The sequence below is a fragment of the Sorangium sp. So ce1036 genome (assembly GCF_051369805.1).
Lineage (GTDB): Bacteria > Myxococcota_A > Polyangia > Polyangiales > Polyangiaceae > Sorangium > Sorangium cellulosum_F.
Window position 1 is genome coordinate 8,480,725 of the sequence record NZ_JBBMOX010000001.1, and the last position, 19,395, is coordinate 8,500,119.

At 71.1% G+C, this 19,395-nt stretch carries 14 protein-coding genes; 6 read left to right on the forward strand and 8 right to left on the reverse strand.

The features are described 5' to 3' along the window. The first annotated feature begins 20 nt into the window (after window positions 1-20). The 3 genes from WMF31_RS31915 (at window position 21) to WMF31_RS31925 (ending at window position 5,094) form a co-directional block, all read left to right on the forward strand. A complete protein-coding gene (locus WMF31_RS31915) occupies window positions 21-3,110 on the forward strand; it encodes an RHS repeat-associated core domain-containing protein (RefSeq protein ID WP_436605565.1) in 3,090 nt (1,029 codons plus the stop codon). An 8-nt stretch (window positions 3,111-3,118) separates the two neighbouring features. Then, entirely contained in the window at window positions 3,119-4,030 is a 912-nt protein-coding gene (locus tag WMF31_RS31920) for a hypothetical protein (protein WP_436605566.1), read from the forward strand. 341 nt (window positions 4,031-4,371) lie between these two features. Next, window positions 4,372-5,094 carry a glutathione peroxidase gene (locus tag WMF31_RS31925; protein WP_436605567.1) on the forward strand — a complete coding sequence of 241 codons (723 nt, stop codon included), beginning with the start codon at window positions 4,372-4,374 and terminating at the stop codon, window positions 5,092-5,094. A 36-nt stretch (window positions 5,095-5,130) separates the two neighbouring features. Here WMF31_RS31925 and WMF31_RS31930 read toward each other — a convergent pair whose 3' ends face one another. From WMF31_RS31930 to WMF31_RS31940, 3 genes are all read right to left on the reverse strand, one after another. Then, window positions 5,131-6,936, reverse strand: a complete 1,806-nt coding sequence (locus WMF31_RS31930; protein ID WP_436605568.1) for an AMP-dependent synthetase/ligase — start codon at window positions 6,934-6,936, stop codon at window positions 5,131-5,133. 72 nt (window positions 6,937-7,008) lie between these two features. Continuing rightward, complete coding sequence (locus WMF31_RS31935) at window positions 7,009-7,407, reverse strand: NFACT RNA binding domain-containing protein (RefSeq protein WP_436605569.1); 399 nt, start codon at window positions 7,405-7,407, stop codon at window positions 7,009-7,011. A gap of 17 nt (window positions 7,408-7,424) precedes the next feature. Further along, a complete protein-coding gene (locus WMF31_RS31940) occupies window positions 7,425-8,408 on the reverse strand; it encodes a lysophospholipase (protein ID WP_436605570.1) in 984 nt (327 codons plus the stop codon). A 118-nt stretch (window positions 8,409-8,526) separates the two neighbouring features. Between WMF31_RS31940 and lon the strand changes: the two genes are divergently transcribed. After that, entirely contained in the window at window positions 8,527-10,941 is a 2,415-nt protein-coding gene (lon, locus tag WMF31_RS31945) for an endopeptidase La (RefSeq protein ID WP_436605571.1), read from the forward strand. 38 nt (window positions 10,942-10,979) lie between these two features. Here the strand turns inward: lon and WMF31_RS31950 are convergent, their stop codons facing one another. Both WMF31_RS31950 and WMF31_RS31955 read right to left on the reverse strand, forming a co-directional pair. Next, window positions 10,980-11,885: an N-acetylmuramoyl-L-alanine amidase family protein gene (locus tag WMF31_RS31950; RefSeq protein WP_436605572.1), complete on the reverse strand. Its 906-nt coding sequence runs from the start codon at window positions 11,883-11,885 to the stop codon at window positions 10,980-10,982. Between the two features lie 114 nt (window positions 11,886-11,999). After that, window positions 12,000-13,229: an MFS transporter gene (locus WMF31_RS31955; protein ID WP_436605573.1), complete on the reverse strand. Its 1,230-nt coding sequence runs from the start codon at window positions 13,227-13,229 to the stop codon at window positions 12,000-12,002. 16 nt (window positions 13,230-13,245) lie between these two features. On the opposite strand from WMF31_RS31955, the gene WMF31_RS31960 reads away from it, so the two are divergent. Together WMF31_RS31960 and WMF31_RS31965 are read left to right on the forward strand one after the other, a co-directional pair. Beyond that, complete coding sequence (locus WMF31_RS31960) at window positions 13,246-14,589, forward strand: FAD-dependent oxidoreductase (RefSeq protein WP_436605574.1); 1,344 nt, start codon at window positions 13,246-13,248, stop codon at window positions 14,587-14,589. 278 nt (window positions 14,590-14,867) lie between these two features. Continuing rightward, window positions 14,868-15,728, forward strand: a complete 861-nt coding sequence (locus WMF31_RS31965) for an MBL fold metallo-hydrolase (RefSeq protein WP_436605575.1) — start codon at window positions 14,868-14,870, stop codon at window positions 15,726-15,728. Between the two features lie 7 nt (window positions 15,729-15,735). Here the strand turns inward: WMF31_RS31965 and WMF31_RS31970 are convergent, their stop codons facing one another. The 3 genes from WMF31_RS31970 to WMF31_RS31980 form a co-directional block, all read right to left on the reverse strand. Then, entirely contained in the window at window positions 15,736-16,341 is a 606-nt protein-coding gene (locus WMF31_RS31970) for a DUF2867 domain-containing protein (protein ID WP_129345593.1), read from the reverse strand. A gap of 282 nt (window positions 16,342-16,623) precedes the next feature. Continuing rightward, entirely contained in the window at window positions 16,624-17,691 is a 1,068-nt protein-coding gene (locus WMF31_RS31975; protein WP_436605576.1) for a hypothetical protein, read from the reverse strand. A gap of 216 nt (window positions 17,692-17,907) precedes the next feature. Next, window positions 17,908-18,846, reverse strand: coding sequence for a hypothetical protein (locus WMF31_RS31980; RefSeq protein ID WP_436605577.1), 939 nt, complete (start codon window positions 18,844-18,846; stop codon window positions 17,908-17,910). Window positions 18,847-19,395: the final 549 nt, after the last annotated feature.

The following is a 19,395-nucleotide window of genomic DNA, read 5'->3' on the forward strand; positions in this document are numbered from 1 at the left end:
ACCCGGCGCTGGCAGACAATGTGCCGAAGTACCTCGCCGACGGAAGGACCCCGGCCAAGGGCGTGCTGCATTGCAGATTCGAGTACGCAGATGGTTATACCGAGGTCGTCAATTCTCTTCAGGTGCGCCGGTACGAGTTCAACACGCTCGGAAAGGCGACCAAGGCGACGAACGGGCGAGGCGTGGCGACGGTCGCGTACGACGAGCACGGACACCTGACGGAGTACGCCGACGAGAACGCGGCGTCCACCATCTACCGCCGGGACGCGGGGGGCCGCCTCACCGGCATGACAGATCCAGCGGGAGCGACGACCAGCTTCACATACAATCAGCGTGGCAACCTCGAGGAGGTCATCGACGCCCTCGGTCAATCGGCTCGCTATTGCTATGATACGTATTCACGGCTCATCGAGACGCTCGACGAGTACGGCAGCGTCATCCGCTTCCAGTACGACAACCGAGGCCAGCGCATCCGTGCCACGACGCCGGATGGCGCCGAGACGGTGTTCCGGTACGACACGCACGGCAACCTTGTCGAGCTCATCGAGCCGCACGGCAAGCCGCGCAGCCTGCGTTACGATGAGGTGGGTCGCGTCGTGTCCTTCGTGAACGAGGAGGGACACGCCACCGAGTTCTTCTACGACGGTCGGGGGCTGCTCACCGCGGTCCGGATGCCCAACGGCGGCATCCAGCGCGTCGAGCACGATGCGGACGGTCGCCCTGTCCGGATCGCTGGCGCGGACGGCGGTGTGTACCAACTCTCGTGGGGAGGCTACGGCGTCGTGCATGAGGTCCGCAAGCCCACGGGCGAATCCGTCCGCTTTCGTTATGATCGCGAGTGCAATCTCGTGCAGGTCATCAACGAGCGCGGCGAGGTGCACCGGATCATGCGCGACGTGGCCGGAAGGGTCGTCGGGGAGTGTACGTTCGACGGCAGAAGACACGACTATCGCCTTGATAACGCGGGGAATATCGTGGGCATTCGAAGCGATGACGGCATGACCGTCGAGCTCACGCGGGATCCATGTGGACGCGTCATTGAGCGCAAGTACGCGGACGAGACCGCCGACAGGTTCGAATACGACCCGCTGGGCCGCCTCGTCCTCGCCGAGACGGAAGAGGTTTGTTGCGAGTTTACCTACGACGCGCGCGGCCGACTCCTGAAGGAGACGCAAACGTTCGGCGGCAGGGCGTACGCGGTCGAGGGAGAGTATTCGCTGGCTGGACGACGCACGGCGCTGCGCACCTCTCTCTGCCTCGCAGCGAGGTTCGAGCCAAACGCCATGGGGCTCCCGGCGCGGGTGCTCCTCGGGGGAGATGTCGAGGTGGCGTTCGAATGGGATGCGCTCGACTCCGAGACGGCCCGCACCCTCCCCGAGGGTGGGATACTGCGGAGCCGCTTCGATGCGATGGGCTTCTTGGCCGAGCGTCATGTGATTGCCCCCGGCGCGCGACCGGTCGCCCCGGGCGAGCCACAATGGGTCGGTCGCCTACCGCCACGCACCACGTTCTCCGCCAGCTATGCCTACTCTCTGGGCGGGGACCTGATCGCGGAGCACCGGGCCGACATCGGCCGGCGCGAGCTCACGTACGATCCGATGGGGCGCATTCTGGCGAGCCTCACGGCGAACGGACGTGCGGAAACCTATGTCTATGACCACGCTGGCGCAGTGTACGAGACCTCGACCGGCGCACCGGCCCGCTCGTACGCAGCGGGCGGCGTGCTCGCGCGCCATGGGACCACGGAGTACCTGTACGACAGGAACACGCGGTGCATCGAGAAACGAGAGGCGTCCGCAGGTACGATCATGCGATACGAATGGAACGCTCGCGGCCTGCTCGCCGCGGTCGTTCTGGCGGATGGGACGCGGATGGAGAACGTCTACGACGCCTTTGCCCGGAGGATCGCAAAGCGGGTCCGGACGCGAGACGGCAGGGTCACGGTGATCCGGTTTGTATGGGACCGAGACGTCCTCGTCCACGAGGTGAAGGAGTCGGATGGCCCGGATCCGGTGCTCTGGTATCGAACATACATCCATCGGACGGAAGGGCCTCACCCGCTCGCTCACCGGGACACCACGATCGTCGGGGGCCATCGGCGGGAAGCTGCATGGGTCCACTATGTCCAGGGGCCCGGTGAGCACCCGGCGCTGCTCATCTCGGGCAGCGGAGAGATCCTGGCAGACCTCCGCCCAACGGTCTGGGGGTACATCGACCCATCGATGAACGCTCGTGCCGATACGCCGCTCCGGTACCCTGGGCAGTACTTCGATGAGGAGACCGGGCTCTGCTACAACCGCTATCGCTTCTACGATCCACGGATCGGCCGGTACATAAGCCCCGATCCGGTCGGCCTGCTCGGCGGGCTCGATCCGTTCGCTTACTGCTACCAGCAACCTTTCCGGTTCCACGACCCGCTGGGCCTCGCGCCGCCCGTCACGACCGAGGTGAGCGGCAGCGCCGGCAGCTTCAGCCAGCAGAGCGGCGGCGCGCCGGGCAGGATACACCCGGTCGTGGAGGCGGCGTTCCCTCCACGCGCGCCGGACAACGACGGCATCTATCCGGGACACCGCGGCGGTCTCCCCCCCGGGCAATCGCCCACGGCGTGCGGCGAGCCACGCGCGCTGAGCAGATATATCGAGGCATGGGAGGGTCAGCACCGCAGGGATCCCACGACCGGACAGGTACGGCCGCTCGATCCGTCGGACCCGAGCGACCACGCAGACATCCAGCGCTGCCTGCAATCCATCACCGGCATCAGCTCGACCCAACCTCGGAGCGACGGCACGGTCGGCACCCGGGCGCCATGCCCCAACTGTAGCCAGCTCCTGGCGAACCTGCACCAGCAATACGGCCGGCCCAACCCCTCCGTCATCCAGCCTGGGGCGACGTCGCGGGACGGAACGGACTGCACCAACTTCAGCCCGCCCAGCATGGACTGGGTCCGCGCCCAGCAGGCCGCCATCGCAGCCGGACGCGGGCGGAGCGGCCCCCAGCCGCCGGTCCCGCACACGCGCGCCCCGGACGGCAGCCGCGTGCCGAGCGCCGTGCCGGCGCCCACAGGGCCTGCATATCCCCCGCACTCCGGGTACGGTACAGGCTACCCGTGAGGCACTGAATGACCGAACGCAGCGCAACTCCCTCCGAGCAGCCGAGGGCGAGCCTGTCTCTGCACGATGTGCTGAGCGAGCACGCCATCACCGCGCTCGATCGACTCGACGTCCGGCGCGACCCGGCCGGGACCTGTCCTCCGCGCGAGCTCGCCCGCATGCTGACCGAGCGCGGATTGCCGGTCCACGAGCCCGTGCTGGAGCTCGAGGCGCGCGCGGGAGGTGTCACCCTCGGCGGCAAGACGCCGCTCGCCACATACCGCGCCCTGTCGGCCCACCCCGACTTCGGTCGCTCGGAGGCGCTCGTGTGCGGGGAAGAGCTGCTCCTGCCCATCGACGGCTCCGGGATGCTGGAGTTCTGGATGGACCGCGAGGGCACCATCTATCGCGGCTGGCCCGAGAGCCCGCCCTGGGATCCAGAGGACTCCGGCTTCTGCGCTCCCATCTATGCATCATATACCACCATGTTCGAGAGGTTCGCCTTTCAGCGCGAGCCGTGGTGGGGCATGTCCGCCGGCCTCGACGATGGATATCGCTGCTCGTTGACGATCCATGGCCGGTCGCTTGGCGACGCGCTCGCGCAGGCGCTCGAGGTGCCGGCGTTCAGTCCCGCATGGGATCGGTTCGCGCGCATCTGGCATGATCGCACGGCACACATCGAGGAGGTCAACGTGCCTGGCTACCGTGCGCACACCAGGGCCGATCTCCTGTCCACGGACCAGCTCGTGCGGGCTCTCGAGGTGGTGGCCCCCGTCATGGCCCAGGCGCCGCTCAGCATCGGCCTCCCCGTGCACGCCGCCGCGCAGCCCGGCGAGCGCGAGATCCGACGCTTCCGGTGCCTGCGGCCAGGCGATCGCCCCGTGGACATCCTGGTCCATGGCGGACCGGGCAATTACCGCATCGAGATCCGCCCGCTCTGAAGCCTCCCGGCATGGTCCTGCACGGTCTCCGGCCCTCCGGACGCGCTCGGCGGCGCGCTCGGGATACGGCCCTTGCGCGTCGCAGAGCGCCTGTCGAGCCTGCCTCGCGCCCGGCCAACGACGCGCCGGGGAGTGACATGAATGCCACAGCGGCCTGATGAGCCGGCCGCGCCGGGCGCGCTCGTCGCGGCCAAGAACGACGCGGGACGGCTGGCCCGTCCGGGGGCGCGGGGGTAAGTTCCGACGAGCCGCGGCTGGCCCGCGCCGGGCGCCGCGCGACGTGGGACAACGGCTCTCGTCCCTGACCGCAACGACAAGACCACTGGAGGAGCAGGACAGTCATGCTGAAGAACCTCGAAGGGCAGCGCGTCCCGGATGTCACCTTTCGCACGCGCGTCGATGGTCAGTGGAAGGACGTGACCTCCAAGGAGGTGTTCTCGGGCAAGAAGGTGGTGGTGTTCGCGCTGCCGGGCGCGTTCACGCCGACCTGCTCGAGCAGCCACGTGCCGCGCTACAACGAGCTCGCCCACGAGTTCCAGCGGCGCGGGGTGGACACGATCGCGTGCGTGTCCGTCAACGACGCGTTCGTGATGGACGAGTGGTGCAAGGCCCAGCACGCCGACAACATCCTGTTTTTGCCCGACGGAAACGGGGAGTTCACGGACAAGATGGGCATGCTCGTCGACAAGACGGAGCTCGGGTTCGGCAAGCGCTCGTGGCGCTACTCGATGCTGGTCGAGGACGGCGTGATCAAGAAGATGTTCATCGAGCCCGAGGTGGAGGGAGATCCCTACGAGACGTCGGACGCGGACACGATGCTGAAGCACCTCGATCCGGAGTCGAAGCCGCCGCAGGACGTGCTGATGTTCACGAAGCCGGGGTGCAGCTACTGCGCGAAGGCGAAGCGCCTCCTGGAGGAGCGGAAGCTGCCCTATGAAGAGGTCGCCGCCTCGCCGCGCCGGCTCAGGGCCGTGAGCGGGAAATCATCGACGCCGCAGGTCTTCATCGACGGGCAGCACATCGGCGGCGCCGACGATCTCGAGGCGTACCTCGCGAGGACCTGACCCGGCGACTAGAGCGGGCGGGGCCCTCCCCCGCCCTCACTCGCCGGCGCTCGCGTACATCTGATCGATCACGTCGCGGAAGCGCTGCTCGATCACGCTGCGCTTCATCTTCAGGGTCGGCGTCATCTCGCCGTCCTGGATCGAGAACTCGCGGCCCAGGACCGTGAACTTCTTGATCTGCTCGAAGCTGGCGAGCTCCGCGTTGAGCGCGTCGACGTGCGCCTTCACCTGGCCCACCACCTCGACGCTCGTGATCACCGTGTCGCCGCGCAGGGCGCCCCGATCCTGGAGCTCCGCGAGCTTGATCTCGGTCAGGGTGATGAGCGCGGAGAGGTACTTGCGGCCGTCGCCCACCATGCACACCTGGCTGATGATCTCCGCCGCCTTGAGCCTCTCCTCGATCGGGAGCGGCGCGATCATCTTGCCGCCCGAGGTCTTGAGGACCTCCTTCTTGCGGCCCCGGATCTTGAGCTGCCCGCGCTCGTTCCACTCGCCGAGGTCGCCCGTGCGCAGCCACCCGCCCTCGTCGAGCGCGGCCTCCGTCGCCGCCTGGTCCTTGTAGTAGCCCACGAACACGTGCCGGCCGCGCGTCAGGATCTCGCCGTCCTCGGCCAGCTTGAACTCGAGGCCCGGGACGGGCTTGCCCACGGTCCCCGCGCTCTCGACGCCGGGCTCCGTCATGCAGATGACGCCGGTCGACTCGGTCTGGCCGAAGTCCTCCAGGATCTCGAGGCCGAGCGCGCGGAACCACCTCGAGATGTGCGGCGCGAGCGCCGCCGCGCCCGAGGCGAGCAGCTCGGCCTTGCCGAGGCCGAGCGCCGCCCGCACCTTCCCCAGCACGAGCCGGTCGGCCACCTTGAGCTGCACCACGTCGAGCGGGCTCGGCGCCCGCCCCGCGTACTTCGCCTCGGCGACGCGGGCGCCGACGGAGAGCGCCCACTCGGCGAGCTTCTTCTTGGCGCCCTTGCCGCCGCGCACCTTCGCCAGCACGCCATCCATCATCTTCTCCCAGAGGCGCGGCACGCAGAGCAGCAGCGTGGGCTCCACCTCGGGCAGCTCGGTCGCGACGTTCTCGAACTTCGAGCAGAAGCTGACGGTCGCGCGCTGCGTGATGCCGACACCCACGTTCTGCAGCTTCTCGGCGATATGGCAGAGCGGGAGGAACGAGAACATCGAGCCCCGCGCGAACGGCAGGCCCCAGTACTTCACGACCACGTCGGACGTGAAGGCCAGGTTGTCGTGCGAGAGCATCGCCCCCTTGGGGTTGCCCGTCGTGCCCGAGGTGTAAATCAGGAATGCGCCGGCCTTCGGGTCGATCTTCGCCAGGCGCTCGGCGAACGTCCTCGCGCCCGCCTGCTTCGAGAGCGCGCGCCCCTCGGCCAGCGCCTGCTCGTACGCGATCGCCTTCGGGTGGATCGACGTGTCGCCGTCGAAGACGAGGATCCACCGCACGCTCTCGGGGATGGCGTGCTCGCCCTTCTCCCCCGTGATCTTCTGGAAATACTCCCTGTTCTGCACCGACAGCAACGTCGCCTCGGTGTGGCTCAGGATGTACTGGATGTCCTTCGCGGTGGAGTTCGGGTAGAGGCCCGCCGACTTGCCCCCGAGGAGCAGCGCCGCGAGATCCACGTGCACCCACTGCGGGCAGTTGTACGAGAGAATGGCCCCGATCTGGCTCGAGTCGAACCCCCTCGACTCGAGGAACAGCGCGAGGTGGTAGACCCGGTCGCGGTATTCGCGCGCCGTCAGGGTCTTCCATTCGCCGTGGAGCTTGTAGCGCTGCGCCGGCGCGTCGGGGGTCTCGCTGGCCCACCGGTCCAGACGGTGAAGAACGGTGCTCATGGCATCTCCCTGCGGCCCCTCGGGCCCTTCGCGTCAGAGGAGGGCCAGGATGCGGGAGCCGCCGGGCCATTGTCAATCGAGCTTGAGGCCCGCGCCCTTCCCCGGGATCTCCGGCCGGACACGCACGCTCTTCCACCGCGCGAGCTGCACGAGCCCGGGCGGCGCGCCGCGCGGCTTGCTCACGTCCGCGGCCCGGCACACGTGGACTTCCACCCGGGCGGCGCCCCTCGCCTTCGAGTACCACGCCGCGGCCGCGGCGGCGCGCTCCACCACCTCGCGCGGGACCTCCCCCCGGCCGGGGTTGCGCACGATCACGTGGCTGCCCGGCGTGCCGCCGGCCACGTGCAGCCAGAGATCGTGCGGCTCGGCGACGTCGAAGGTGAGCGTGTCGTTGTCCTCGTCGCCTCGCCCGACGAGCACCTCGAAGCCGCCCAGATCGAGCGTGCGGTACGGTCGCCCCTTGCTGCCCATGCCGGCCCCCTCCGCCGTCAGCCGGACGCCGCGCCGGCGCCCGCCGCCGCGGGCCTCGCCGGCGCGCCCGCCCCGGCCTTCACCTCGGCGGCGAGCCACGCGAGCAGATCGCGCGTGACCTCCTCGCGGTTGATCTCGTTCAGCATCTCGTGGCGCCCGCCGGGGTAGAGCCGGTGCGTCACGCGGCGGAGGCCGGCCGCGCGATAGGCCTCGACCAGGCGGGTGACGCCCCGGAGCGGCCCGCCCGCCGGATCGCGGGAGCCGGCAAAGAGGTAGATGGGGAGATCCTTCGGGATCCGCGCGTGCCGCTCGGGCCTCGCGATCTCCACCATCCCGTCGAGCAGGTCGACCCAGAGCGAGGTCGTCACCGGGAAGCCGCAGCGGGGATCGGCGAGGTACCGGTCGACCTCGGAGATGTCCCGAGAGAGCCAGTCGCACGCGGTGCGCGTCGGCGCGAACGCCTTGTTGAAGCCGTCGAAGCTCATGGCGTGGAGCAGCTGGCTCCGGCCGCGCGCGCCGAGCCGCCGCCGCTCCGCCCGGGCGAGGAGCCGGCCCGCGTTCACGAGCGGGTACGGCGTGCCCGTGGGGCCCGAGAGCACCGCGCCCTGGAGCGAGGCGCCATGCTCGACCAGGACCTCCTGCGCCAGCGTGGAGCCCATGCTGTGGCCGAAGAGCACGACCGGCAGGCCCGGGTGCTCCTGCTTCTCGTGATCGAGGAGCTGCGCGAGATCGCGCGCGACCCGCTGAAAGCCGCCCTGGCTCGCGAAGAAGCCGAGCTCGCCGTCGTCGCGCGCCGTCCTCCCGTGGCCGCGGTGGTCATTCGCATAGACGGCCCACCCCGCCGCGTTGAGCTCCTCCGCGAGGCGCGCATAGCGGCCCGCGTGCTCGGACATGCCGTGTGCGATGTGGAAGATGCCGCACGCCGCCTCACCCGGGAGCCAGCGGTAGACGAAGAGCTCCCGACCGTCATCCGCCTGAAACGTGAACGTGTCCGCCGGCATCGGGAGCGGACCCTACCATCGCTCCGCGCGCGACTGACCATGATTCTCGAAGCTTCCGTGCCGAAAGGACTTTTCGGTACGGTCCTCCGTGGCATGGGCTTCGCACGACGGTGCGGCCATGCCCGAGCGCCGATCGTTGCCCGTGCTGTCGTTGCGCGACACCGTGCTCTTCCCTGGCATCGCGACGCCCATCACGGTCGGGCGGCTGAAGACGTTGCGCGCGGTGGAGGCCGCCCTCCGGGTGGAGGGAGAGGACAAGCGCATCTTCGCGGTCGCCCAGCGCGACGCCGCCGAGGAGCCGACCACGAGCGGGCTGTTCTCGATCGGCGTGATCGCCCGCATCACCCAGGTGCAGCGGTTCGGGGCGGGCCTCCAGCTCGTGCTCTACTGCGAGCGGCGGGCGGCCGCGCCCCGGTACACCGAGGTCGATGGCGTGATCCGCGCCGCGGTGATCGAGCTCGCGGATCTCCCCCTCCGTCCGGGCGAGGACAGCGCGCTGGAGGCGCTGGCCCGCGAGGTCCGCGAGCGGGCCGTCGAGTACGGCCGCCACCGCGGCGCGCCGGAGGAGGTGCTCAAGCAGTTCGTCGGGAGCATCTACGGCCCCGGCGAGCTCGTGAACCACATCGCCTTCTATCTCGATCTCCCGACCCCCGAGAAGCAGGCGTTGCTCGAGACCCTCTCGACCGAGGAGCGGATGCGCGCCCTCGCCCTGCACCTCTACCGGCAGATCGGCATCGTGGAGACCCAGGAGAAGATCCGGACGACCGTCGAGGAGGAGCTCGGGGAGCGGCAGCGGGAGCTCTACCTGCGCGAGCAGCTGCGCGCGATCCAGAAGGAGCTCGGCGAGGAGGACGACGAGAACACGGCGGCGCGCCTGGAGCACAAGCTGCAGCGGGCCTGCCTCCCGGCGGAGGTCCTGCAGGAGGCCCGGCGGGATCTCGCGCGCCTCCGGCGCATGGGACGGGAGACATCGCCCGAGGCGCAGGTGCTCTTGAGCTGGCTCGAGTGGGTGGCGGAGCTGCCGTGGAACCAGCGCACCGAGGATCACGTCGATCTGGATCGGGCGCGGGCGATCCTCGACGAGGATCACCACGGCCTCGGCGACGTGAAGGACCGGATGCTCGAGTTCCTGGCCGTCCGCAAGCTGCGCGTGGAGCAGGCGACGGACGGCGGCGAGCGGAGCCGCGCGATCTCGCGCGGGCCGATCCTGCTCTTCCTCGGCCCGCCCGGGACCGGCAAGACGTCCATCGCGGAGTCGATCGCGCGGGCGCTCGGGCGCAAGTACGTCCGGGTCTCGCTGGGCGGGGCGCGCGACGAGGCGGACATCCGCGGTCACCGTCGCACGTACGTGGGCGCGATGCCGGGCCGCATCCTCCAGGGCATCAAGCGGGTGGGCTCGAAGAACCCGGTGATCGTCCTCGACGAGGTGGACAAGCTCGGCGTCTCCTTCCAGGGCGATCCGGGCGCGGCGCTGCTCGAGGTGCTCGACCCTGCGCAGAACGACGGCTTCGTCGATCACTACCTCGGGCTGCCGTTCGACCTGTCCGAGGTGCTGTTCATCTGCACGGCGAACTTCCGGGAGACGATCCCCTCGCCGCTCTTCGATCGGATGGAAACCGCGGTGTTCGCCGGGTACACCGAGCAGGAGAAGCACGAGATCGCCCGGAGGTACCTCTTGCCGCGGCAGCGCGAGGAGTGCGGGCTCCGCGAGGATCAGCTGCGGATCTCGAGCGCCGCGCTCGTGCAGATGATCACCGGCTACACGCGCGAGGCGGGCGTACGGCAGCTCGAACGGACCGTGGGCGCCCTGGCGAGAAAGGCTGCGCGCAAGATCGCCAGCGGCGAGATCGAGCGGGCCGTGGTGAGCACGGGAGAGCACGTGAAGGAATTGCTCGGTCGCCCGAGGATGCGCCCCGAGCGAAGGCTCCAGCACGACCAGCCGGGCGTCGCGACCGGCATGTATTACACGGAGACGGGCGGCGACATCATGCACGTCGAGGTGAGCGTGATGCCTGGCAAGGGCGATTTCGTCCTGACGGGGCAGCTCGGCGACATCATGAAGGAGAGCGGCCGGGCGGCGCTGAGCTACGCGCGCGCGCACGCGGCGGAGCTCGGCGTTCCGATCGACCGGCTGCAGCGGCGGGACGTTCACATCCACGTTCCGGCGGGCGCGGTGCCCAAGGACGGGCCGAGCGCGGGCGTGACGATGGCGGTGGCGCTGGTGAGCGCCCTGTCGGGCCGGCCGGTGCGGAGCGACATCGCGATGACCGGGGAGATCACGCTGCGCGGCACGGTGCTGCCGATCGGGGGGCTCAAGGAGAAGGTGCTGGGGGCTCACCGGGCGGGGATCTTCGAGATCCTGATCCCGGCGGACAATGAGGCGGATCTGGACGATTTGCCGGCGGAGGTGAGGCGCTCGCTGGAGTTCTACCTGGTGGACACGCTCGACGAGGCGCTCGCGCTGTGCCTCCGGCTCCGCGCGACCCGGCGCGACGAGCCGGAGGCGGCGATACCGCACGCGCGGGCGTCCTGAGGCGGGGCCGCGCGGCGGGGGGCCCGGGGCGCGGCGCGTCACGTGGGCGGCGGCGAGGAGGGCGCGTCGACGAGCGCGTCGGCGCTGCCGAGCGTGTCGGCGAGCGCGGCGGCGGCGGCGGCGGCGAAGGCGTCGAGCGTGGCGGGCTCGGTCCAGCGCGCGGCCTCGCGGGCGTCGAGCGCATGGTGCGTCTCGATGAGGATCGAGGGCATGGTCGGGCGGCGCAGCACGTAGATGCGCTGCCCCGGGGGGCGCCGGTCGACGAAGACGCCCTCCTGTGCGGCGTCGGCCTCGTAGAGGCCGGTGTAGGCGGCGCCGCGGTAGGGGAGGAGGCCAGCTTCCTCCATGCGCCGGGCGAAGGCGCGCGCGAGGGCGAGCCGCCGGTCGCTGAGGGAGGGGGCTCCCTCGTCGGACCAGAGCACGGCGAACCCCGGGGAAGCGAGGCTGAGGGGGCACGTGAGCTCGGGCGCGGGCGCCCACGTCTCGATCTTGCCGCGCACGTCCGAGTGCAGGCTGATGAAGGCCTCGGCGCCCCAGCGGGCGGCGTCCTCGACGCGCTCCGGGTACGGCAGCGGCCGGTCGCCGGACCTGCCCACGCGCGCCTCGAAGCGGCCCGTCGCGTTGAGCCGGGCGGCGAGCGCGTGCGCCGCGGCGAGCGTGAAGGCCTGTTCCTCGACGCAGAAGCAGGAGAGATTGCCGGTATTGCCGGGGGCGCCATGGCCCGCGTCGAGGTAGATCCTGCGAACCCCGAAGCCGGGAGGGAACACCGCGACCGGGGCCACGACGCGGGCGTACGGGAATGGCCAGCCGCTCGGCGCGAGAGGGAGCTTGAGGGCCCGTCGCGCGGGGGCGTGGCGAGGGGGGCGGGAGAGGAGCTCCCGCGACAGGGCGGCGACGCCGGCGGCGGCGGTGAGGGCGAGGATGAGCTTACGGCGAGAGAGCACCTCGGAGAGGGGTGCTAGCAGAGAGGAGGGGGAGGAGTCATGTTCTTGGCAAAGGGAGGGGGGAGGAGTCTCTCCTTCCCGCTTCGCGGGGGTGCCGGAGGGCGGCATGCGTCCTTACGTCTTCCGTCTCCCCTCTCGCTCCCTGCGCACGGGGATGAGCAGCGCGAGAAACGCCACCGAGAGCCCCGTCCCCGCCGCAAACAGGCCGGAATATCCCCATCTCTCGGCGAGCGTCCCCGAGAGCCACACCGCCGGCGATTTCCCGAGCACCTCGACGCTCGCCAGCACCGTGTAGTGCGTCGCGCCGATCGACCGCCGGGCGCGCGACATCATGAAGGCAAACACCGCCGTCGTCAGCGCTCCTCCAAACAGGTGCTCCGCCAGCGTCACGGCGATGACCGCTCCCTCCTCAGGTGAGCCCCCCACGGCGAGGACCCACTCGCCCGCCATCGCGAACGACCGCAGCACCGAGGTCACCCCCACCGCCGCGAGCAACGAGAGCCTCTGCGCGAACCAGCCCCCCGCGAGCGACCCGGCGATCGACGCGACCATGCCGTACGTTCCCACCCAGAGGCCGATCCGGTGCGGAGGAAACCCCGCGTCGACGAGGAACGGCTTGAACATGGCGTCCACCATCGCCTCGCCGAGCTTGTAGGTGCCAAGGAACGCCATGAGCCACCGCGCCCCCGGCGCCCGCAGCGCGGCGAGGGCCGTCGCGAGCACCTCGCGGACCGAGCGGCGCTCGCGCGCCTCGTCCTCGCTCGCCGGCGGCTCGCGCAGCGCGAACACCGCCAGGACCGAGAGCAGGACGAGCGCCGCCATCACGCTGAGCTGTCCGTGCCAGCCAATCCAGGCGCTCGCCCAGACGAGCAGCCCGCCGGCCGTGAGCATGCCGACCTTGTAGCCGACCACCTGCCCGGCGTTCGCCAGGCCGAGCTCGTCCCGCCCGAGCACGTCGATCGCAAGACCATCCACCGCGATGTCCTGCGTGGCAGCCAGCAAGTTCATCAGGAAGACCAGCGCGAGCAACCCGCCGAGATGGCGTGATGGCGGGACGAACGCCGCCGCCATGCACGTGAGCGCGAGCAACGCGCCGAGCGGCACGATCCACGAGCGGCGCCGGCCGAACCGTTCCCAGCCGAAGCGGTCGACGAGCGGCGCCCAGAGCGCCTTCGCCGCCCACGGCAGCGCGAGCGCCCCCGCGAACCCCACCGCGGTCAGCGAGACGCCGCTCGCCCGCAAGAAGACGGGGAGCGCCGTCGCTTGAAAGCCGAACGGCAAGCCCTGCGCGAGGTACAGCACGGAGAGGGCAGCGACCTTGCCGGCGCGCGATCGAAGAAGCACAAACCACGATATCACCATGGGAAATTCCGAGAAACAGCGGATAGGCATCGTGGGCGCCGGCGCCGCCGGCCTGGCCGCCGCGTGGAGCCTGGGCCGCTCGGGCAGCTTCGACGTCTCGGTCTACGAGGCCGCCGCGCACGTGGGCGGCGTGGCGACCACGCGCGGCGTCTCGCTGCCCGGAGGAGGCGCCGTGCGGGTGAACGACCAGGTGCTGCTCGGCACGCCGTCGTACAGGAACACGGCGCGCTTCTTCGAGGAGTTCGGGTTCTCCCTGTCTCCGACCCGGCTCCAGGTGGCGATGGGGACGGGCGACGCGCGCTGGAGCACCGCGCGGGCGACTCCGATCATCGCGCGGATGCGGCCGGAGATCCGGCGCTTCCGGCGGGCGCTGGAGCTCGTCCGGCGCGCGCCGATGCCGCTCTTCCTCGCGATACCGATCGACGCCGTGCTGCGCGCCGGTCGCTTCTCCGCGGATTTCCGCCACCGCGTCCTGTACCCGCTCATGTCGCTCTTCTTCGCCTCGGGCGTGGACTCCGCGCGCGTCCCTGCCGCGGTCGTCGCCGGGCTCTTCCTGGACGAGGACAGCAGGCTCTTCGACCTCGACGCCGAGACCTTCCTCGCGCCGTCCACGCCGATCACGTTCTTCCCCGACCTCGCCGAGGTGTACGCGCGCGTCGCCGCCGCGCTGAACGCGCGCGTCCACACGGACGCGGAGGTCCTCTCGGTCGTCCGGAGCGCCCGGGGGGTGCGGATCGAGCGCCGGGGCGGCGCCCACGAGGAGCTCGACGCCATCCTCATCGCGTGCAGCGCCGAGCGGGCCCTCCCTCTCCTCGCCGACGCGTCGCCGCTCGAGCGCCTCGCGCTCCGCGGCGTCACGTACCAGGACGTGACGCTCGTGACGCACACCGACGCCGACTACATCCGTCACCATTACGGCGACGATCCGGGCAACGGCACGCAATACTACGTGCGCAACGCTCCCCGCGACATGACGCGGCTCGAGATCTCGATCAACCTCGGCAGCTGCCAGCCGTGGCTGCCGGAAGGCGCAGGGCTCTCCGTGTTTCAGACCTTCGATCCGCTCGACACGATCCGCGCCGACAGGGTCCTCTTCACGCGAAGGACGCGGCACAACAGGACCACCGCGGGGTATTTCCTGCGCGTGCTCCCGCTCCTGCGGCGCATCCAGGGGCGCCGCCGCACCTCCTTTGCCGGGGCCTACCTCATGTTCAACAACCACGAGAACGCGATCGTGTCGGGCCTCGCGGCGGCCGATCGCCTCGGGGCGCCCTATCCGTTCTCGGACGAGCCCGCGGCTCGCCTGCAGTTCGAGCGCTACAGGCGCGCGGTCTACGGGTGATCCACCCGCGGCCCTGGCGCGCGCCGACGGGCGCTCTCCGCCCGCGGCCCTGGCGCGCGCCCACGGGCGCTCTCCGCCCGCGTCGAAGGGCGCCGGGGAACCGACGGATCGCGACGGTCCGCCGCCTCGAGCTCGTCCTCGGGCGACGCCGTGCGAGGATCGTGACCGTGCCGATGGACTCCGGTCGCCCGGCTCGCGGAGACTGACGCCTCGATGCCGACGAACAGGCCTCACGGGCTCACTCTTCCGCGGGTCGCACGGGCGCACGCCGGGGGTCGATGATCGCCGAGCCCTTCTCTCCACGGTCGCTCGCGCCGGGCGGCGTCGTCCGGGTGCAATGGCTGGGCACCGCGGGCTTCGCGATCGAGCACGCCGGCACGGTCGTGCTCATCGATCCTTACCTCACGCGCGCCTCGCTCCGCCGTTGCCTCCTCGATCGGCTCGCCCCCGACGCCGTGGCCATTGCGCGCCACGCGCCGCGCGCGGACGCGATCATCGCCGGCCACACCCATTTCGACCACGCGCTCGACATCCCCGCGATCGCGCTCCGCACCGGGGCCACCGTGCTCGGCTCCCGCTCCGCGGCGGCGCTCTGCCGCGCCTCCGGCGTCCCTCTGGCGCGGGTGCGCGACGTCGAGCCCGCGCCGGGCGGAGAGCCCGTCGTCGCCGAGGTCGGCCCGTTTCACCTGCGCTTCGTCCCGAGCGCCCACTCCCGCCTGCTGCTCGGCCGGGTCCCCTTCCCCGGCGACATCTCCGATTGCGACCAGATCCCGCTCCGGGCCGGGCGCTACCGCTGCGGCGCGGTCTTCGCGGTGGAGATCCGGGTCGCGGGCCGCCTCCTCGTCCACCTGGGCAGCGCGGAGCTCGTCGAGGCGAACCTCGCCCGGGCGGAGCCCGACCTGCTGCTGCTCTGCGTGGCCGGCTGGACCGCCTCGCGCGATTTCCCCGAGCGCGTCGCGCGCGCGCTGTCGCCGCGGGCGGTGCTCTTCTCGCACTGGGACAACTTCTTTCTGCCCCTGGAGCGCCCGGCCGTCGCGCTCCCCGCCATGCAGGGGGCCCGCCTGGCCGAGCGCCTGGCCCGGGCGTCACGCGACGTGAAGCTCGGTGTCCTGCCGCTGCTCGGCGAGGTCTGGATCTAGTGGTGGTTCAGCCGTGCTCCGTGGCCGCGCCCGGCTCGGCGTACGCGGTCCGCCACGCATCGCGGAGCTGCCGGAGGATCCTCGGATACACGATGAAGCGGCGGAACGGCTCGATCAGCGCCATGTACGCAGAAGTCCACCGCGACACCGGCTTGACGTAAACAGCCCAGTAGAGGCGCTGCCCCTCGGCCGTTGGCCTGATCGCCATGCAGGAGAACGCGTGGACGGTCGCATTGCGGATCTCGCTCACGGACTCGCCCGGGAGCACGTACAGCACGCGGAACGGCCCCTCGCGCGTGCCGGGCTGCACGGACGACCGGCTCGCCAGCTCGGGCGGAAGCCGGTGCACGTAGGACTCGGCGGGCAGGCCCTCCTCGACGGGATCCCAGCCAAAGAGCCTGCCGAGCGCATGGCGGAGCCAGAACAGCGCGCGCACGAGCGCGCTCGAGGAGCCGCTCCCCGGGGACGGCATGAGCGCGCGGACGTCCTCGATCGTCCGCGCCGCGTCGCCGCACGGCAGGTCGACCACGGACACGTCGTTCAGCGGAACGCCGCGAAGGACCTGGTGCGCCTCGAGATCGAGGTCGGCGAACTCCTGTGGCGAGAACCGCATGGAAGCCTCCGTTGAGCGGCACCTCACGCCGCCGCGCGTCACCCGGCGGCGGCGCCCGGCAGTGCGTGGAGTGGCGGCGGAGCAGAGCCTAGGGTCCGCATGAATGCGGGTGAAGAGCACGCGGGCACGGACACCGAGCTCAGGACGAGCCCGCTCGCGCTGGCCGCTCTGGGTCGACGCGCTCTCCGCGCTCGGCCTGATGTCGTGACAGCGTCGCGCGCCCTCTCCCAGCCGCGCGTCCTTCGGCCAGGTCGAACCTGGCGCCCCGGAGCTCGCGCTCGCTCAATCCGGACACGCCGCCTCGCAGCCCTCGCCGCCACAGTCGACGCCGCGCTCGTCGCCGTTCTCCACGCCGTCCTTGCACGTGGGCGCCTCGCACCTGCCCGCCCAGCAGACCGCGCTCTCGCAGTCCTCGCCGGACGCGCAGCCGCCGCCGTCCGGGCAGCGGCGAGGGCACGACCCGCTGCAGTCCACGCCGGCCTCGTCGCCGTTCCTCACGCCGTCGTCGCACGTGTGCGCCTTGCAATGCCCCATCGCGCACACGCCCGACTGGCAGTCCTCTCCGGACTCGCACGGATCCCCGTCCCGGCACGGCGCGCAGTCGCCGCCGCAGTCCTGGGCGGTCTCCCCGCGGCCGGGATCGAACATCATGTTGACGCAGTGGGGAGGAACGCAGAACACCCCGTCACAGACGAACCCCGCTCCGCAGCGCAGGGTGGGATCGTCGTCGAGACACTCGACGCAGCGCCCCTTGTGGCACCGGCCGCCTCCCGAGATGGGGCAGAGCACGCCGTCGAACAACGCGTTGAGCGGCCGGTCGTAGTCGCAGAGATCGTTCGTGCACTCGTTGCCGTCGTTGTAGACGTCGTAGGCCGGCACGCTGACCACGACGCCCTCCTCCGTGCACTCGTCCTGCTTGCAGTCGCCGCGGATCTGCGAGCCCAGGCGACCGGGCCTGATCTCGACCTCGCATCTCCCCTCCACGCACCGCCCCGCCCCGCACCGCGGATCCGGCGGGCCGGGGCACTCCGCGTCGCGCTCGCAGCGCTCCGACGGGTCGATCACGCCCGAGCACTCCGGCGTCCCCTCCGCGCACTCGTCGCAGTACCGGCACATCTGGTAGCAATCTGGCTCCCGCTCACCGCGCGCGCAGCAGATCTCCTTCCCCGGCTCCGCGCACTCGCAGTGCTCGTCCACGCAGATCGTGCCCGGCACCACCTGGGTGCCGGACAGACAGTCGTCCGTCGTCGCGCAGTCGCCGCCGACGTAAGGCTCGCCACCGCAGGCGAAAGGGAGCGCTGCCCCCGTGAGCAACACGAGAACGACAACGCAGGTTGAGAGAGCGCGCATGGTGCGTCCAGTCCTCCGGCACAAGGCTGGGTCGCCGGCGCGCAGGCGGCCCCAATCCGCCCGCGTGCCGTTGGCCTGTTTCCTGACTCGGCGCACTATGCCGCGCTCCGCCCGCCGCCGTCACGCAAGTTTTCGCCAGCAAGCGGCGCGCGGGCGCCGGGGTGCGGTCAGGCCAGGGGCGATGTCGATTTCGTGGTCAGATGGCGCTTTTTTTGGTCAGAAGACGCCCCTCACCGTAATGCCATCCGCCGTCACCCGGACCTCGGCCTGGCCGCGCGGGTAGAACGTGTACCCCAGCGTGGCGGCCAGCACCGCCCCCCCCGCGATCAGGCCGGCGACGCCCACGTCGCGGAAGGCGCGCATGTCGTCGCGGGCCGAGGCGGCTTGCTGGCACATCGGCCAGCGCAGCCGGAAGCAGCCGTTCGGCCCTGCGGCGCGGGCGGCGGCGTAGATCGCCTCCTCGCGGCGCTCCGCGCCGAGGAGCAGCACGCCGCCGAGCGCCGCGAAGGTGGCGGACAGCCCGAGGCCGCCGGTGATGAGGGTGCGGTTCGGCCTCGAGGGCGCGGGCGGAGGCGGCGCGGGGCTCGGCGGCGGGGGGAAGGTGAGGTGCACGTCCCGCGTCTCGCCGCGCGGGACATCGACCTCGACGATCGCCGTCCTGCCGTCCAGCGCGGCGCGCACGGTGCGACGCCCGGGCTCGACGGGGACGGGCTCGCCGCGCGCGGTCTCGACCGGCGCGCCGTCGAGGGTGACCCGCGCGCCCGGGGGCGCGGTGACGCGGAGCTCGCCGACAAGCTGGCGCGCGCGGGCGAGATCGACGAGCCGCGACGCGTGGAGCGCGCGCTCGTCCGGGGTCGCGGGCGGGCGCATGATCTCCTTGCAGAGCGACAGCCAGCGCACGGCGGCCGGCATCTCGCCGATCCGGAACGACAGCGCCCCGACGTTGCAGGCCGCCACCTGGGAGCCCTCGAACCGCCACACCGCCATCCACAGCTCGCGCGCCTCGGCGAGCCGCCCCTCGTCGACCGCCGCGTGCGCCTGCGATACGAGCCGGTCCCGGGCGTCCGACGGGCGCTCGGCCACGGCGCCGGCCGAGGTCGAAAGGAGCGCGGCGGCCAGCGCCGACGCGACGGCACGACGGATGTTCCTGTGCATGGGAATGGCCCTCCTCGCCCCTGGCGCGGGCTCGCGCGGGCGCCGCGGGGCGGCCGCCAGCCAGGGCACGCGGAGGGACACGTACCAGAAGGATGGCGGCCGTGAAAGCTCAGGCGGCGCACGGACGGGGTTCGACCCCCACCGGAACCGGTCCTGCAGGGGTGGAGCGGCGGTCGCCCCCCGCGAGAGGTGGCCTTGCACCCGATCGAAGGAGGGTTCGATCCCCCAGGCGTGGGTGGTGCTCGCGAGGGGGTCCGACCCCCGCCAGCCTTGACCTGCACACCGACCGGGGGCGCTTTGACGGCGGTGTCAACCCGCCGCCCGTGAGCCATGCCTGCTTCGTGACCGACTGCGATGATGCGAAGTGCCGCCCGTGCCCTGAGGTGTTCAGCGGGATCGCATCGCGCCTCGTCTTCAAGTCCTGGTGTTCATACGTCTGCGTACAAACCGGGATCTCCCCACCCCCGGTGGTCGCCATTGGCATCGGCTTCATCACCTACTTCGGCGAGAAGTTCTCCTGAGTCATCTGTCTCCCTCCGTGAGGCCTGC

What these genes read in the sequence shown, in the direction of transcription:
- WMF31_RS31920 (WP_436605566.1), top strand. Translation starts at nt 3,119, where the DNA reads ATGACCGAACGCAGCGCAACTCCCTCCGAGCAGCCGAGGGCGAGCCTG.
- WMF31_RS31925 (WP_436605567.1), top strand. Translation starts at nt 4,372, where the DNA reads ATGCTGAAGAACCTCGAAGGGCAGCGCGTCCCGGATGTCACCTTTCGC.
- WMF31_RS31930 (WP_436605568.1), bottom strand. Translation starts at nt 6,936, where the DNA reads ATGAGCACCGTTCTTCACCGTCTGGACCGGTGGGCCAGCGAGACCCCC.
- WMF31_RS31935 (WP_436605569.1), bottom strand. Translation starts at nt 7,407, where the DNA reads ATGGGCAGCAAGGGGCGACCGTACCGCACGCTCGATCTGGGCGGCTTC.
- WMF31_RS31940 (WP_436605570.1), bottom strand. Translation starts at nt 8,408, where the DNA reads ATGCCGGCGGACACGTTCACGTTTCAGGCGGATGACGGTCGGGAGCTC.
- lon (WP_436605571.1), top strand. Translation starts at nt 8,527, where the DNA reads ATGCCCGAGCGCCGATCGTTGCCCGTGCTGTCGTTGCGCGACACCGTG.
- WMF31_RS31960 (WP_436605574.1), top strand. Translation starts at nt 13,246, where the DNA reads ATGGGAAATTCCGAGAAACAGCGGATAGGCATCGTGGGCGCCGGCGCC.
- WMF31_RS31965 (WP_436605575.1), top strand. Translation starts at nt 14,868, where the DNA reads ATGATCGCCGAGCCCTTCTCTCCACGGTCGCTCGCGCCGGGCGGCGTC.
- WMF31_RS31970 (WP_129345593.1), bottom strand. Translation starts at nt 16,341, where the DNA reads ATGCGGTTCTCGCCACAGGAGTTCGCCGACCTCGATCTCGAGGCGCAC.
- WMF31_RS31975 (WP_436605576.1), bottom strand. Translation starts at nt 17,691, where the DNA reads ATGCGCGCTCTCTCAACCTGCGTTGTCGTTCTCGTGTTGCTCACGGGG.
- WMF31_RS31980 (WP_436605577.1), bottom strand. Translation starts at nt 18,846, where the DNA reads ATGCACAGGAACATCCGTCGTGCCGTCGCGTCGGCGCTGGCCGCCGCG.